The sequence below is a fragment of the Hymenobacter yonginensis genome, from assembly GCF_027625995.1.
Lineage (GTDB): Bacteria > Bacteroidota > Bacteroidia > Cytophagales > Hymenobacteraceae > Hymenobacter > Hymenobacter yonginensis.
This window is the reverse complement of record NZ_CP115396.1, coordinates 1,942,056-1,957,671: the sequence shown is the minus strand read 5'-3', so window position 1 is coordinate 1,957,671 and position 15,616 is coordinate 1,942,056. Positions and strand designations below refer to the sequence as shown.

The following is a 15,616-nucleotide window of genomic DNA, read 5'->3' as shown; positions in this document are numbered from 1 at the left end:
ACTTGCGGCAAACATGAGGAATCATCGCAGCTTCGCCGGCCGCATCCTAACTGACCCATGAAAACTACTGCCGACTATATTGCTACGCTGTCATTTGCTTATTTAACTACCTATTCACTGCTGCGCGGGCCGAAGTGGGAACGGCTGCAACAGGCCCGTAAGTGTCTGCTGACCTGTGCCGCCCCGGATCTGCCTGCATTGCGGGCGTATCTGAACCGACTGCGAAGTACCAACGACCTAGCTACCTCCACCCTGATGGAAGTGCCCGGCGCATACAATCTCACGGCCACGCCCATAGTCTCTCTGCCCAGTTCCGACTCACGGGTTCAGGCGTTGCTGGAGTTGCTGAGCCTACCCGCTATCAAGATGTTTGACTGGATGTGTGTGCCCGTTTACCGGGATGGTATTGTCTTTCACAGCGCGGCTGATGAGGTGGTGGGCGTGCTCAACATCTGCCTGGGGTGCGACACCATCGTGACGCAGGAGGGAGAAGAGCTGACTGCAGATGCCGCCACCTACGCGGGCCTGCGTCACTGGCTGACATCACTGGGCCACCCCATAGAAAGCACAATGTTGCCGTAAAAAAAAGAGCCCCGCCGGCAACGCCAGCGGGGCTCTTTTCTGTATGTGTCAAGCGTTATACGCTGGCTTCAACGGCCGTTTTGGGGGCGCCGGCCAGGATTTCGTCGTTGGCGAAATCGGCGTACTTCTGGAAGTTAGCCACAAACTTCTGGGCCAGGTCGGCGGCCGTTTTGTCGTAGGCTTCCTGATCGGCCCAGGTGGCGCGTGGGTCCAGGATTTCGGTGGGCACGCCCGGCACCGAGGCTGGCACTTCCACGCCGAAGATGGGGTGCTTCTTGAACTCCACGTCGTTCAGCTCACCGTTGAGGGCGGCCGTAATCATGGCGCGGGTGTAGCCCAGCTTCATGCGCGAGCCGACGCCGTAGCTGCCGCCGCTCCAGCCGGTGTTCACCAGCCACACGTTCACCTCGTTTTCGTCCATCTTCTTGCCCAGCATCTCGGCGTACTTGGTGGGATGCAGCGGCAGGAACACGGCGCCGAAGCAAGCCGAGAACGTGGTTTGCGGCTCCGTAACGCCCATTTCCGTGCCGGCCACCTTGGCGGTGTAGCCGCTCATGAAGTGGTACATGGCGTGGCTCTTGTCGAGCTTGCTGATGGGAGGCAGCACCCCGAAGGCGTCGGCCGTCAGGAAGAAGATGTTCTTGGGCGCCTCGGCCACGCTGGGCTCAATGGCGTTCGGAATAAAGTTGATCGGGTAGGCCGTGCGGGTGTTTTCGGTCACGCTCTTGTTGGCGTAGTCCACGGTGGTGGTGCCGGGCACGAAGCGCGTGTTTTCCACGATGGAGCCGGCCTTGATGGCGTTCCAGATTTCGGGCTCCTTCTCGGCGCTCAGGTCGATAACCTTGGCGTAGCAGCCGCCCTCGAAGTTGAAGATGCCGGCATCGGGCGTCCAGCCGTGCTCGTCGTCGCCGATCAGGCCGCGGTTGGGGTCAGCGGAAAGCGTCGTTTTGCCGGTGCCCGAGAGGCCGAAGAAGATGGCCGTGTCGCCGTCTTTGCCTACGTTGGCCGAGCAGTGCATCGGCAGCGTGGCGCGCTCGTGGGGCAGCAGGTAGTTGAGAACCCCGAAGATGCCCTTTTTCATCTCGCCGGCGTAGCCTGTGCCGCCAATCAGAATCATCTTCTTGGAGAAGTTCAGAATGGCGAAGTTCTTCTGGCGGGTGCCATCCACGGCCGGGTCAGCCTCGAAGCCGGGGGCGCAGATGATGCTGAAATCGGGCGTCCAGCTGGTGTCAGCGCCCTCGGCGGGGCGCAGGAACATGTTGTAGCAGAACAGGTTGTGCCAGGCTAGCTCGTTTACCACGCGCAGCTTGAGCTGGTAGTCGGGGTTGGCGCCGGCGTAGGCGTCGCGCACGTAAATCTCCTTGTCGGCCAGGTACTGCACCATTTTCTGGTGGAGCTGGTCGAACTTGTCTTCGGCGAAGGGGATGTTGATGTCGCCCCACCACACGCTGTCGGCGGTGCCGGCGTCTTTCACCACGAAACGGTCTTTGGGGGAGCGGCCGGTGAACTGGCCGGTGTCGGCCATCAGGGCGCCGGTGTCGGTGAGCACGCCTTCGTGGCGGCGCAGAGCCTCCTGGGTGAGCTGCTCAGGCGTGAGGTTCAGGTGCACCTGCGCGGCCTGCGTGATGCCCAGCGGAGCCAGGCGGGTAGTAGCGGCGGAATCTAGCATATCAGAAGCCGAAAACTGGGTTGGGTGGGAAAATGGGGGAACGGTAAGACAAAAATAGGCAAAACGCCGGGCTGGCAACGTTGCCAGCAGAAATTTTGCGAAAATTCGCTGGCGCCGGCCGGTCGATGAAAGACTCAAGCCAGGCAAACGGGGCGGGCTATTCGGGGGTTGGGAAACTTTTGTAGCTTTACCAACCTCCGTGCGGTTGCAGCCGGCGGCTTTTCCTTCCTTTCTACCACTTCATTTCTATTACATGCAAACGACCTCCGCTGTGCGGGAGCAGCCCCCGATGGCCGCTTCCACCGGCCATCCGAAGGGCCTTTATGTGCTCTTTGCCACCGAGATGTGGGAGCGGTTCAGCTACTACGGCATGCGCGCCCTGCTGGCGCTTTACATGGGCAAAGCCCTGTTCTTCGATAAAGAACTTACCTCCCGCATCTACGGCGACTACACCTCCCTGGTGTACCTGACGCCGCTGCTCGGGGGCTATATGGCCGACCGCTACTGGGGCAACCGCCGCTCTATCCTGACCGGCGGCCTGATGATGGCGCTGGGGCAGTTTGCGCTGTTTTTCTCGGCCTCGATGTACTCGGCCGGCCAGACGTCGGCCTCTACGGCGCAGCTGGCGCTGTTTTTCCTGGGTCTGGGACTGCTGATTTTCGGCAACGGTTTCTTCAAACCCAACATTTCCTCGATGGTGGGCACGCTCTATCCCAAGGGCGACGGGCGCGTGGATGCGGCCTACACCATCTTCTACATGGGCATCAACCTAGGCGCGTTCTTCTCGCCGCTGGTGTGCGGCACGCTCGGCGACACCGGCAACCCCGCCGACTTCAAATGGGGCTTCCTGGCCGCCGGCTTCGGCATGCTGATTGGCTCGCTCACGTTTGAGATGTTCAAAAACAAGTACGTGGTGACGCCCGACGGCGCGGCCCTGGGCGCCAAGCCCGAGCGCACCGTAGAGCACGCGCCGGTGGTACCGGTCAACACCGACTCGCCGGTGCGCTCCGAAACCATTGCTCAACCCACCAAGAGCTTCGCCAGCCAGCTACCCAAGCTGATCGGCATTTTCGTGGTGGTGTACGCCGGCATTGCCTGGTTCATGGACTACGACTGGATTGGCGCCCTGGTGTTCTCGGCCATGGTGGTTATGCCGATGGCCGTGCTGTCGGACGCTTCGCTGACGCCGCGGGAGCGGGAGAAAATCTACGTGATTCTGATTCTGAGCTTCTTTGTAATCTTCTTCTGGGGCGCGTTTGAGCAGGCCGGGGCCTCGCTCACGTTCTTCGCCGACGAGCAGACCGACCGTACGCTGGGTTCCTACGTGGTACCGGCTTCTTACTTCCAGTCGGCCAATGCCCTGTTCATCATCATCTTCGCGCCGGTTTTTGCCGTTATCTGGACGATGCTGGGCAAGCGCGGCCTGGAGCCTTCCTCGCCGCTGAAAATGTCGATTGGCCTGATGTTCCTGGCTGTGGGCTACCTCATTATTGCCTTCGGCGTGAAGGGGGTAGATGCCAGCACCAAAGTGAGCATGTTCTGGCTGATTACGATGTACCTGATGCACACTTTCGGCGAGCTTTGCCTGTCGCCGATTGGCCTGGCACTGGTAAACAAGCTGGCTCCGGCCCGCTTCGCGTCGCTGCTGATGGCCGTCTGGTTTCTGGCTACGGCCGCCGGCAACAAGTTTGCGGGCGTACTGAGCGGTCTGTATCCCGAGCCCGGCAAAGCCGCTCCGCACTTCGTGGGCTTCGAAATCACCGGCCTCTACGAGTTCTTCCTGATCTTCGTGGTGCTGTCGGCTGCTGCTTCGCTGGTGCTGTTCTTCCTCTACCGCAAGCTCACCACCATGATGAACGAGCCCGTAGCAACGGCTGCGTAAGGCTTACTGAGTGTTGAAAAGCCCTGCCAGAATTATCTGGCAGGGCTTTTTTGTGGAGTTTCGGTGGATGACTAGTAGCGCGAACTTTGTAGTTCGCGACCCAAGGCCATTCGGACGACCATCACGGCGCGAAGACGCGAACTACAAAGTTCGCGCTACTACCTGCTGACTACGAGTAACTGAAATGGCTAAGCTGGGCCGCAATAGGGGCCGTAGTTACTCTCGTTGTCTGCATTAATCAACTGATTCGAAGAAAGTAATGCGTACTGTCATCGGACGCAAAAAAGCCCCGCCGGACCAGCGTCCAGCGGAGCTTTTTGTCTAAGCGGTTGGCTTAGCGGCTGATGTTTACATCATGCCGCCCATGCCGCCCATGCCGGGGGCACCGCCGCCGTGGCCGTGGTCTTTCTCAGCCTCTGGCTCGTCCGAAATCACGCACTCGGTGGTCAGGAGCAGGCCGGCAATCGAAGCGGCATTCTCCAGCGCCAGGCGCGTTACTTTGGTTGGGTCGAGGATACCAGCGGCCATCAGGTTTTCGTAGCGGTCCTCGCGGGCGTTGTAGCCGTAGTCACCTTTGCCTTCGCGCACCTTCTGCACTACTACCGAGCCTTCGCCACCGGCGTTCTGCACGATGGTACGCAGAGGAGCTTCCAGGGCCGTGCGGATGATGTTCACGCCGGTACGCTCGTCGCCGTTGAGGGTATCAACTGCTTCCAGGGCATCGAGGGCGCGCACCAGAGCCACGCCACCGCCGGGTACCACGCCTTCCTCAACGGCGGCGCGGGTAGCGTGCAGGGCATCGTCTACGCGGTCTTTCTTCTCTTTCATTTCCACCTCAGTGCTGGCACCGATGTAGAGGATGGCTACACCACCCGACAGCTTGGCCAGGCGCTCCTGCAGCTTCTCCTTATCGTAGTCCGACGTGGTGGTGACGATCTGGGCTTTGATTTCGTTGATGCGGGCGGTGATTGTTTCCTTCTCACCTTTACCATTGACGATGGTCGTGTTGTCTTTGTCAATGATAACTTTCTCGGCCGTGCCGAGATACTCCAGCGTGGCGCTGTCGAGCTTGTAGCCGCGCTCTTCCGAAATAACCGTACCGCCCGTCAGAACGGCAATGTCTTCCAGCATGGCCTTGCGACGGTCGCCGAAGCCGGGAGCCTTCACGGCCGCAATTTTCAGCGAGCCGCGCAGCTTGTTTACTACCAGCGTCGCCAGGGCTTCGCCGTCTACGTCCTCGGAGATGATAACCAGCGGCTTGCCGGTCTGCACCACCTGCTCGAGCACGGGCAGCAGCTCCTTCATGGTGCTCACCTTCTTGTCGTAGATGAGGATGTAGGGGTTATCGAACTCGGCCTCCATCTTCTCCGGGTTGGTCACGAAGTAAGGGGAGAGGTAGCCGCGGTCGAACTGCATGCCTTCCACCGTTTTCACTTCGGTTTCGGTGCCACGCGCTTCTTCTACCGTGATAACGCCTTCCTTGCCCACTTTGTCCATGGCGTCGGCAATCATTTTGCCGATTTCCATGTCGTTGTTGGCCGAAATAGCGCCTACCTGGGCAATTTCCGACGAGTTTTCAATCTTCTTGCTCTGAGCCTTCAGGTTGGCAACCACGGCAATTACTGCCTTGTCGATGCCACGCTTGAGGTCCATGGGGTTGGCACCAGCGGCCACGTTCTTGGAACCGGCGGCGTAGATAGCCTGGGCCAGTACGGTGGCGGTAGTAGTGCCGTCGCCGGCCTGGTCAGCCGTTTTGCTGGCTACTTCCTTCACCAGCTGGGCGCCCATGTTTTCCACCGGGTCGCTCAGCTCAATTTCCTTAGCTACCGTCACACCGTCTTTGGTGATGCTCGGGGCGCCAAATTTCTTGTCGATAACCACGTTGCGGCCTTTGGGGCCGAGGGTTACTTTCACGGCGTTAGCCAGTTTGTCTACACCGCGTTTCAGCTTGTCGCGGCCGTCAGTATCGAATTGGATGTTCTTAGCCATCAGTTATTCGGGTATGGGGAATTCAGAAAGAGAGAAAGGGAGGCCTACAGTACGGCGAAGATGTCCGACTCCTTCATAATGAGGTAGTCCTGGCCATCCACCGTAATTTCGGTGCCGGCGTATTTGCCGTACAGCACCTGGTCACCTGCTTTTACCTGGGGCTTGATGGTGGTGCCGTTGTCGGCAACTTTACCTTCGCCCACGGCTACTACTTCGCCACGCTGGGGTTTCTCCTTGGCCGTGTCGGGAATGATGATGCCCGATTTGGTTTTTTCCTCGGCAGCGGCCGGCGCGACAATCACGCGGTCAGCCAGCGGTTTGATGCTAAGCGACATATTGTACGTTTTGGTTGAAAGGTTTACTTGAAACAAGGTGGTGCCGAGCGTTCCGCACTTCCCGTGCCAGCCCGCCAAACCTGACAGAATGAACGCCAGAATGGCCTTAAATCGGTCAGCTTGCTACGCCAGCCTGCCAAAGCTGACAGAAAATACGGCTCCACCACCACCCGCCACGGCAGTTGGCGGCCCGAAGGTAGCAGAACGCAGGGCTGACGAAAGTGCAGCATTCGGGCCGTGGCAGCCTGCTGCCCATTACGGCAGAACACCAGCCAACACAGAAAACGGCGGCTTCCGGTGAAGGAAGCCGCCGTTGCAGACTGTGGAAAGCCGAAGCTGACTACTGGGCCGGAGCGGGTGCGGGGGCCTGGGCTGGTGCCTGAGTGGGGGCAGTAGCTGGAGCAGCTGCGCCACCAGGGGCCGGAGCACCGGGTACTGCCGGAGCTGGAGCGGCGGGCAGGCGGGTTTCGAGGGCTTTCTGCTGGTTGATGCTGCGGCCGGGGCCGGCATCGGTGGTGCCGTTGAGCACGTGGGTGCCCAGCGTGAGCACCATCAGGGCAATGGCAAAACCCCAGGTGAGCTTCTCCAGCAGGTCGCCGGTGCGCTTCACGCCCATCAGGTTGGCGGCGCCGCCCGAGCCGAACTGGCTGGAAAGCCCGCCCCCTTTGGGGTTCTGGGCCAGCACCACCAGGGCCAGCAGGAAACACACAAGAAGGATTACAATAATGAGCGCAGTGTACATCTACTCCGGAGTTTGCAGTTGGTGAATTTGGTCGGTAAAGTACGCGCTTTTTTCCGGCTGGCGCACTATTAGCCGTTCATATATTTCAATGGCTTTATCGATTTTGCCCTGTTTGACCATGATTTTGGCCAGGCTTTCAGAGGCCAGCTGCGGCACCACGCTGGTGCTGCGCACCGACAGATCGTCCTGCTCTTCGGCCGGGGCCGGGCGCTTGGCCGCCGACTTCAGCCGCGGCTGATTCTGCAGAAACTGGTCGATGAGGGCCAGGGAGGAGCGGGCCGGGCGGCGCTTGGGCTGATGCGCGGCAGCGTGCGCTTGCAGCAGGGCATCGGGCGCGAAGAACTCGTCGGTGGGCAGGCCGGTGGTCAGCTCGCCGTCCTGCATCTGCAGGGCGTAGCCGAGGCGGCTGCCACCGCCCATCAGGGCGTATGCCAGCGCCGCATCCGAGTGGAAAGCAGGCACTACCGGCTTGGGCGCGGGCGGGAGCAGCAGTGCCAGGTCGTCGTCGGAATCGGCACCGGTGAGCTGGTAGGAGGACGGTGCCGGCAGAGCATCCGGCACGGCCAGCCCAAACTCGAAGCGGGAAATACCGGCTTCTGCCGGCGGCCGGATGGGCGGCGCCACCGGGGGCAGCAACTCTTCCTCCGCCGGAACCGGCTCCGTGGTGGCTTCCGGCGAGCTGGCGGCTGGCGCTTCTTCTGCTGCTACTGTGGGTTCTGCGCTGGCGGTGGCAGCTGGGCTGTCGGTTTCGTTTGGGGCGGCGGCTGGTTCCGTCTCTTCAGAAGCGTCTAGGGTAGCTGCCTCATCTGTGGAAGCTGCTGTTTCGGCCGGCGCGTCCATTTCTGAGGCGGCTGGAACGGCTGGCTCCGGCGCAGCTCCAGTGGCTGCTGAGGCCTCAGCACCAGCCGTTTCCGGATACACGGCGGTATCTGAAGCAACTGCGGCTTCATTACCAACCGCTTCAATGTGCTCCACTTGCTCCAGAGAAACTGCAGCTTCAGTGCTGGTCGTTTCGGTGGGCTCTACGGCATCTGCTGCGACTGTGGTATCAGCGCTGGCAGCTGCGGCGGCCGGGGCCAGTGGGGCGACCGTTTCTGCCGGAATGGTGGCGGCAAGGGGCGTGGGGGCTTCTTCTTCTACCAGCGTAGCGCTGCTGCCGTCAGTGTCTTCCAGCGTGTTGTCCAGCGGCAGCACGTCTTCAGGCTCCAGCGTCTGCAGGAAAGCGGCGGTGTTGCCGGCAGGCTGGGCGGGCGCTGCCTGCGGCGCGGCAGCCGTGCCCACCAGATGCTGCGGCGCGGGGGCAGCCAAGCGCTCCTGCACCGGCTGCTCCAGCAAGTGGCGCAGCAGCTGGCGGTCGGCGGCGTAGGTGGCGGCCCGGCGCAGGCGCTGGCTGGCCAGCATGCTGCCCCGGTCGTGGTCGGCTTTGGCCAGCAGCAGGTGGGCCGTCTGGCAATACGGGAAAGCCGCGGCCAGCTGCTCCAGCTCCCGGATTTCCGTTTCCGAAATCCCGCCTACGTGGTCCAGAATATGTAACAGCGACGCGCGGGTCATTTCCTTTGAATTATTTAAATAGCTGAAGGGCTGGATAGTCAGCCTAATTCAGTCGAAGCAAAACCTGTCAAGGCAAAACCTGCCGGCGCCTTATGGGGCCGCAACGATACAGCAATTTAGCCATTTAACCATCCGGCTGGTTTCCCTCACCAGTTTGCCACCGACTTGTTGAACGTATCAGTGATGATGTTCTGGGTGATGCGGCGCGTGGCGGTGGGGTCGTTGTTGATGCGCGTAATGTCCTGGTCGGCCGGGAAGTCGCCGTTGCTTTGGAACGTCTGCTCGAAGTCCTGCTTGGGGTCCTTGGTGTTGGAGTAGCGCACGCGCACCTGAATGGTAAGGCGGTTGACGCCGGCCTGGTCGATGCCGTTCTGGTTCTGAATGGCGGCCGGGGCATAGTCATAGGCCGTAATGGCGCCCTCAAACTGCAGGTCGCCGTCGCGCGGCACCAGCTTGAGCGTGGTGTTGCGCTGGAAGTAGTCCTTGAAGTCCTCGGTGAAGCGCTGGGCCAGGAAAGACGGGCCGTTGCTGGAGTTATTCTGGAAGGTGCTGATGGAAATGGTCTTCACCTCCGGGTCGATATTGGTGCCCGAAAACGAGTAAACCGAACACCCGCTCAAAAAGCTGCAAGCTATAAGCCACAAGCTGCAAGCCAGGAGGGAAGTCCACGTGGTTCTGGCCTGGCGGATAAAAGCTTGCAGCTTGTAGCTCACGGCTTGTAGCGCATAATCACGCGTTTTCCAGATCATACTGCTTGAGTTTGCGGTAGAGAGTGCGCTCCGAGATGCCCAGGTCGTGGGCGGCGTATTTGCGCTTGTTGTGGTGCTTTTTCAGGGCCTTGAGGATCATTTCCTTCTCCTTGGCTTCCAGCGAGAGGGTTTCCTCCTCGGTTTCGTGCGGAATATCTTCCACGCGCTGCACCTCGTCCTCGTAGTCGGTGGCGTCATCAAGCTGACCGGGGGTGAGGATGTACTCCGTGGCACCACCATCGGGCGAGGGCTGGCGCAGCGGGCGGGCGCCGCCGTCGTAGGGGGCGGCGTTGAGGTTGGTGAACAGGTGGCTGTTCTGGCGCAGCAACTCCTGCGAGTCCTGCGGGCGCTGGCCGGCGGCCATTTCCAGCACCAGCTTCTTGAGGTCGGTCATGTCGCGGCGCATGTCGAAGAGCACCTTGTAGAGCAGGTCGCGCTCCGAGTAGCCGCTGCCAGCCGCGTCGGGGCCGGCGGCGTGCAGCAGCATGGGCAGCTGGCTGGCCTGCTCCTGCGGCAGGTACTGGCGCAGGCGGCGGCTGTCAATCTCGCGGTCCGTCTCCAGCACCGACAACTGCTCGGCCACGTTCTTGAGCTGGCGGATGTTGCCGGGGAAGCGGAACCGCTGCAATTCCTGCACCGCATCGGGCGTCAGCGTAATCGGCTTGACGCGGTAACGGTCAGAAAAATCAGTGGTAAACTTTCTGAACAACAGATAAATATCATCGCCACGCTCACGCAGTGGTGGAACCGTAATCGGCACCGTGTTCAGGCGGTAGTAGAGGTCTTCGCGGAAGCGGCCTTCGCGCACGGCGTCGAGCAGATTCACGTTGGTGGCGGCCACTACGCGCACGTCGGTCTTCTGCACTTTGCTGCTGCCGACGCGGATAAACTCGCCGTTTTCGAGCACGCGCAGTAGGCGGGCCTGGGTGCCGAGCGGCATCTCGCCAATCTCGTCGAGGAAGATGGTGCCGCCGTTGGTCACCTCGAAGTAGCCTTTGCGGGCTTCCTGGGCACCAGTAAACGAGCCCTTTTCGTGCCCGAACAGCTCCGAGTCGATGGTACCTTCCGGGATGGCGCCGCAGTTGATGGCAATGAACTGCCCGTGCTTGCGCGGCGACAGGGCATGAATAATCTTGGAAAACGACTCCTTACCGGAGCCGCTTTCGCCCGTTATCAGCACCGTCATGTCGGTGGGCGCTACCTGCGTGGCCACCTGAATGGCGTAGTTCAGCGACGGCGCATTGCCGATGATGCCGAACCGCTGTTTGATGCTTTGTATTTCGGAAGGTGTCAAGTCGGGAGGGTTTTCGTAGGGTAGACGAAAAGCGGGGCGGTTTATTTTCAGGCAGACCAAAGAAAATCCGTCATCCTGAGCTGGTGAAGGCTCCAGTCAGGCAGGAGTTACTGCCGAACGATGTCGTTTCAGCGTGACAGGTTTCTTTGCCAGTTCAGGATGATAGACTGCTTAGTCCACTGCCTCGCCCAGCAGCGTGTTCGTCGTGGACTCATGCACGAGGACGTTCACGTAGTCGCCTTTCTGATAGTGCTTCTTGGGGAAGATGACCACCTGGTTCTGGCTGTTGCGGCCGCTGAGGTGCTCGTTGCTGCGCTTGGAGAAGTTTTCGGCCAGTACGCGGTGCACCTTGCCTACGCCGGCCAGGTTGCGCAGGCGGCTGTGCTGCTGCTGCGTGGCAATGACCTCGGCCAGACGGCGCTTTTTCACCTCCAGCGGCACATCGTCCTCGAGCTTGCGGGCGGCCAGCGTGCCGGGGCGCTCGGAGTAGAAGAACATGAAGGCCATGTCGTACTTCACGTATTCCATCAGGCTGAGCGTGTCCTGGTGCTCTTCCTCGGTTTCAGAGCAGAAGCCCGAAATCATGTCGGTGCTGATGGCGCAGTCGTCGCCGAGGATGCGGCGGATGGCCTGCACGCGCTCCTCGTACCAGGGCCGGTCGTAGGTGCGGTTCATAAGGGCCAGCACGCGCGAATTGCCGCTCTGGGCCGGCAAATGGATGTATTTGCAGATGTTGTCGTAGCGGGCCATGGTGTGCAGCACCTCGTCGGTGATGTCCTTGGGGTGCGAGGTGGAGAAGCGCACCCGCAGCTCCGGGCTCACCAGCGCCACGCGCTCCAGCAGCTGCGCAAAATTTACGTGCTCCTGGCCGTCTTCAGAAGCCCACTTGTAGGAATCTACGTTCTGGCCGAGCAGGGTAACTTCCTTGTAGCCAGCCGCCACCAGGTCCTGCGCCTCGCGCACGATGCTGTAGGCGTCGCGGCTCCGCTCGCGGCCGCGGGTGAAGGGCACCACGCAGAACGAGCACATGTTGTCGCAGCCGCGCATGATGCTGATGAAGGCCGTGATGCCGTTGGAGTTCAGGCGCACGGGCGTGATGTCGGCGTAGGTTTCCTCGCGGCTCAGCAGCACGTTCACGGCTTTCTGGCCGCCGTCTACCTGCTGGATGAGCTGGGGCAGGTCGCGATATGCGTCGGGGCCCACTACCAGGTCCACCAGCTTTTCTTCTTCCAGAAACTTGCTTTTCAGGCGCTCGGCCATGCAGCCCAATACGCCCACCAGCATGCTGGGGCGGCGCTTTTTGTAGCTGTTGATTTGGGAGAGGCGCATGCGCACGGTCTGCTCGGCCTTCTCGCGGATGGAGCAGGTGTTGAGCAGCACGAGGTCGGCGCTGGCCAGGTCGTCGGTGGTATCGAAACCCTGCTCAAACAGGATGCTGGACACGATTTCCGAGTCCGAGAAGTTCATTTGGCAGCCGTAGCTTTCAATGTAGAGCTTGCGGCCCTGGCCGGTGCGGGTGGCCGCACTCACGCGCACCTCGCCGGAGGGCTCGTGGGCGTGGGTGGTAGCATCCACGGCGGGCGTGGGCAGGGTGGGCGTATCGAGAAAGTCGAGCGTAATCAGCGGTTGGGACATGGAAAAAGGCCTCGGCGGCGTCAGCTTCACGGTTCGGTGGAGGGCAAAGGTAGGCTTTTCGGGGCGAAAATGACAGAATGGCAGAAGCTGGATTAGTGGGTTTGTGGCGTGGTGGAGTGATAGAACGTCATGCAGAGGCGCGGCCGAAGCATCTCGCGTGCTGACAGCTGAATAGTATTACAACATCAGCACGCGAGATGCTTCGACAAGCTCAGCATGACGTTCTTTTTACCTCATCACCCCATCACCCCATCACCCCATCACCCCATCACCTCATCACCCCAGATAATCCAGCACCTCGCGGACGTCCTGCACGGTATGGAACGCCAGGCCAGCCAACTGCTCGGGCTCCACGTGCTCGAAAATCCAGTTGGCGTGGTAGGGGACGTGCACGGCGCGCAGGCCTAGCCGCGCCACGGGCAGAATGTCGGATTTTAGGGAGTTGCCGATCATCACGAAGTCGGCGGCGGAGGCGTTGTAGCGGGTTAGCAGGCGCTGGTAGGTGGCTTCGTTTTTCTCACTGACCACTTCCACGTGGTCGAACAGGTCGCCGAGGCCGGAGCGGGCAATTTTGCTTTCCTGGTCGAACAGGTCGCCTTTGGTGAGCACCAGCAGGCGGTGGCCGCGTTGGCGCAGCTCCGTCACCACCTCCACCACGCCGGGCAGGGGCTCGATGGGGTAGCGCAGCAGGTCCTTGCCCATGTCGAGGATTTCCTGAATGTCGGACCCGCGCACGTTGCCGTTGGTGAGCTGAATAGCGGTTTCAATCATGGACAGCATAAACGACTTGGCGCCGTAGCCGAACAGCTGCATGTTGCGGCGCTGCACGTCGTTGAGGTGCCGGCTGATGTGGGCGGCGTCGCCGCAGTGGGCCATGATTTCGAACAGGCGGGCTTCCACCTGGTCGAAGTGGGGCTGGTTGGGCCAGAGCGTGTCGTCGGCGTCGAAGGCAACAAGTAGGGGAGCGGACATGGGCAGGAAAGGGCTTTCAACCCGCGCCACCGGCCCGGAGAGCCGGCAAAGTTACCGAACTTGCCGGCCATGAAACAGCAAATCAACCAGGCCGCCTGGAACCGCCGCGAGCATTTTGCCTTCTTCTCCCAGTTCGAGGAACCGTTTTTCGGGCTGGTGGCCCCCGTGAACTGCACCGGCGCCCAGGCGGAGGCCAAGCGGCTGGGCGTGTCGTTCTTTCTCTACTATCTGCACCACGCTGCGCAGGCGGCCAACGCCGTGCCCGAGTTCCGCACCCGCATCGAAGACGGGCAGGTATACCAGTATGACGAGGTACACGTTTCGGCCACGCTGGGCCGCCCCGACCACACGTTTTCCTTTTCCTTCATCGAGCAAAACCCAGACCTGACCACGTTTGTGGCCTCGGCTGAGGCGGAAATTGCGGCCGTGCAGGCCAGCACCGGTTTGCGCCTGAGTGACACCACGGCCCGCGTGGATGTGCTGCACTGCTCGGCCATTCCGTGGGTGCGCTTCAGCGGCCTCACCCACGCCCGCAGCTTCTCGCACCCCGACAGCTGCCCCAAAATCTCCTTCGGCCAACTCTACGAGGAAAACGGCGCCACCTACATGCCCGTCTCGGTGAACGTGCACCACGCCCTGGCCGACGGCTACCACGTCGGGCTGTTCCTGCAGGAATTCGAGCGGCGGCTGAGTGGGTTGGTGATGAGGTGATGGGGTGATGAGGTAAAAAGAACGTCATGCTGAGCTTGCCGAAGCATCTCTACCGCTTCGTTCTAACGGTGGGCCTCACCCCCCCGGCCCCCTCTACTTCAGAGAGGGGGAGCCTGACGGTTGGGGTTAGCTTGGCGGGCGAGATGCTTCGCTTCGCTCAGCATGACGTTCTTTTCACCTCATCACTCCGCCACCACTGCGCCCAGCATGTCCAGGATGGCGCGGGCTTTTAGCAGGCACTCCGCGTACTCGCGCTCCGGGTCGGAGTCGTAGGTGATGGCCGAGCCGACCTGGAAGCTGAGGTAGCCGGTGTCGGGGCGGTATTGCAGGCTGCGGATGACCACGTTGAACTCAAACGCGCCGTCGGGCCAGGCGTAGCCGATGCTGCCGCTGTAGAGGCCGCGCCGGGCGGTTTCGTAGTGCTCGATGAGCTGCATGGCCCGGATTTTCGGTGCGCCGGTCATCGAGCCCATTGGGAAGGTGGCGCGCAGCACGTCCGGGAGGTCCACGCCTGGGCGCAGCTCGGCGGTAACCGTCGAAATCATCTGCCAGACGTGCCGGAACGGGTAGAGGCCGAACAGCTCGGGCACCTGCACGGTGCCGGTTTGGGCCACGCGGGCCAGGTCGTTGCGCACCAGGTCCACGATCATCAGGTTTTCGGCGCGCTCTTTTTCGTCGTGGAGAAGCGCTAGGCGCTGCTGCTCATCCTCGGCCGGCGTGTTGCCGCGCCGAATGGTGCCTTTGATGGGCTGGGAGACGATAACCGGCGCGGAGTGGGCTAAGAACCGCTCGGGCGAGGCACACAGCAGAAAGTGGCTTTCGTGCCGGAAAAAACCCGCAAACGGCGCCGGTGAGGCCGCGTTGAGGCGCAAAAACACGTCCACCGGGTCCAGCTGCACGCCTTCGGCATAGAATTCCTGGCACAGGTTCAACTCGTACACCTCGCCGTTGAGAATGTCTTCGCGCACGGATTCCACGGCCCGCAGGTAGTCGGCTTTGGGCATGCGGGGCGTGAAGGCGGGCACGGCGGGTGCGGGCCAGTCCGGGAGTTCCGTGGCCAGAATGGTGGTCAGTACGCCATCCGTGAAGCCGTGCAGTTCCAGCGTCTCCGGCCGCCAGATCAGCCAGGTCTGCGGGTGGAAGAAGTGCAGCGTAGGCCAGTCGAGGCCCGAGGGATTGTCGCTGTCCAAGTCTTCGATTTCGTTTTTGAGGTCGTAGGTGAGGAAGCCCAGGCGCGGGGCTCCATCCTGGGGGCGCGGCAGCCACTCGCGCAGTTCATCCAACGTGCGGGGCGCGTCGGGTGCGGCGGGCGCTACGCCCAGCAGCTGGTCGAAGGGGCCTTCGGGGTAGGCCTGGCCGTTGGGCTCGAAGTAAGCACAGTGTGAGAACTGCGCGGCCCAGCGCAGGGCGCGGGCCCGGAAATCAGCTGGAAGCTCAGCAAGGGGAATAGACAGCACGCGGCAAAGATACGGGGCCGGCGGCGTGGGTGTGCCCGCTGGGTTTGC

General features: G+C 61.5%; 13 protein-coding genes. 3 read left to right on the top strand and 10 right to left on the bottom strand.

The genetic code is table 11. From position 1 onward, the window contains the following. The first annotated feature begins 57 nt into the window (after positions 1-57). Positions 58-582, top strand: coding sequence for a hypothetical protein (locus O9Z63_RS08630; RefSeq protein WP_270128897.1), 525 nt, complete (start codon positions 58-60; stop codon positions 580-582). Positions 583-637: 55 nt separating this feature from the next. Here O9Z63_RS08630 and pckA read toward each other — a convergent pair whose 3' ends face one another. Then, the gene (pckA, locus tag O9Z63_RS08625) at positions 638-2,251 is read right to left on the bottom strand and encodes a phosphoenolpyruvate carboxykinase (ATP) (RefSeq protein WP_044017498.1); all 1,614 of its coding nucleotides are present in this window, start codon (positions 2,249-2,251) and stop codon (positions 638-640) included. A 253-nt stretch (positions 2,252-2,504) separates the two neighbouring features. Between pckA and O9Z63_RS08620 the strand changes: the two genes are divergently transcribed. Further along, entirely contained in the window at positions 2,505-4,133 is a 1,629-nt protein-coding gene (locus O9Z63_RS08620) for a peptide MFS transporter (protein WP_270128896.1), read from the top strand. 348 nt (positions 4,134-4,481) lie between these two features. Here O9Z63_RS08620 and groL read toward each other — a convergent pair whose 3' ends face one another. The 8 genes from groL to O9Z63_RS08580 all read right to left on the bottom strand — a co-directional run bounded on the left by groL (position 4,482) and on the right by O9Z63_RS08580 (position 13,400). Beyond that, positions 4,482-6,122 (bottom strand): chaperonin GroEL, encoded by a 1,641-nt coding sequence (groL, locus tag O9Z63_RS08615; protein WP_270128895.1) that lies wholly within the window; start codon positions 6,120-6,122, stop codon positions 4,482-4,484. Positions 6,123-6,166: 44 nt separating this feature from the next. After that, on the bottom strand, positions 6,167-6,457 hold the full coding sequence (groES, locus tag O9Z63_RS08610) for a co-chaperone GroES (protein WP_044017500.1): 291 nt from the start codon (positions 6,455-6,457) through the stop codon (positions 6,167-6,169). A 340-nt stretch (positions 6,458-6,797) separates the two neighbouring features. Then, entirely contained in the window at positions 6,798-7,199 is a 402-nt protein-coding gene (gene secG, locus O9Z63_RS08605) for a preprotein translocase subunit SecG (protein ID WP_044017501.1), read from the bottom strand. Beyond that, positions 7,200-8,750 (bottom strand): hypothetical protein, encoded by a 1,551-nt coding sequence (locus O9Z63_RS08600; RefSeq protein ID WP_270128894.1) that lies wholly within the window; start codon positions 8,748-8,750, stop codon positions 7,200-7,202. 146 nt (positions 8,751-8,896) lie between these two features. Further along, positions 8,897-9,370 carry an LptE family protein gene (locus tag O9Z63_RS08595; RefSeq protein ID WP_270128893.1) on the bottom strand — a complete coding sequence of 158 codons (474 nt, stop codon included), beginning with the start codon at positions 9,368-9,370 and terminating at the stop codon, positions 8,897-8,899. Between the two features lie 109 nt (positions 9,371-9,479). After that, positions 9,480-10,793, bottom strand: a complete 1,314-nt coding sequence (locus tag O9Z63_RS08590) for a sigma-54 interaction domain-containing protein (RefSeq protein ID WP_270128892.1) — start codon at positions 10,791-10,793, stop codon at positions 9,480-9,482. A gap of 171 nt (positions 10,794-10,964) precedes the next feature. Then, the gene (gene miaB, locus O9Z63_RS08585; RefSeq protein WP_270128890.1) at positions 10,965-12,428 is read right to left on the bottom strand and encodes a tRNA (N6-isopentenyl adenosine(37)-C2)-methylthiotransferase MiaB; all 1,464 of its coding nucleotides are present in this window, start codon (positions 12,426-12,428) and stop codon (positions 10,965-10,967) included. A 276-nt stretch (positions 12,429-12,704) separates the two neighbouring features. Then, positions 12,705-13,400 carry an HAD family hydrolase gene (locus O9Z63_RS08580; protein WP_270128889.1) on the bottom strand — a complete coding sequence of 232 codons (696 nt, stop codon included), beginning with the start codon at positions 13,398-13,400 and terminating at the stop codon, positions 12,705-12,707. Positions 13,401-13,469: 69 nt separating this feature from the next. On the opposite strand from O9Z63_RS08580, the gene O9Z63_RS08575 reads away from it, so the two are divergent. After that, on the top strand, positions 13,470-14,111 hold the full coding sequence (locus tag O9Z63_RS08575) for a chloramphenicol acetyltransferase (RefSeq protein WP_270128888.1): 642 nt from the start codon (positions 13,470-13,472) through the stop codon (positions 14,109-14,111). A 182-nt stretch (positions 14,112-14,293) separates the two neighbouring features. Here the strand turns inward: O9Z63_RS08575 and O9Z63_RS08570 are convergent, their stop codons facing one another. Continuing rightward, positions 14,294-15,568 carry an anthranilate synthase component I family protein gene (locus O9Z63_RS08570; protein ID WP_270128887.1) on the bottom strand — a complete coding sequence of 425 codons (1,275 nt, stop codon included), beginning with the start codon at positions 15,566-15,568 and terminating at the stop codon, positions 14,294-14,296. Positions 15,569-15,616: the final 48 nt, after the last annotated feature.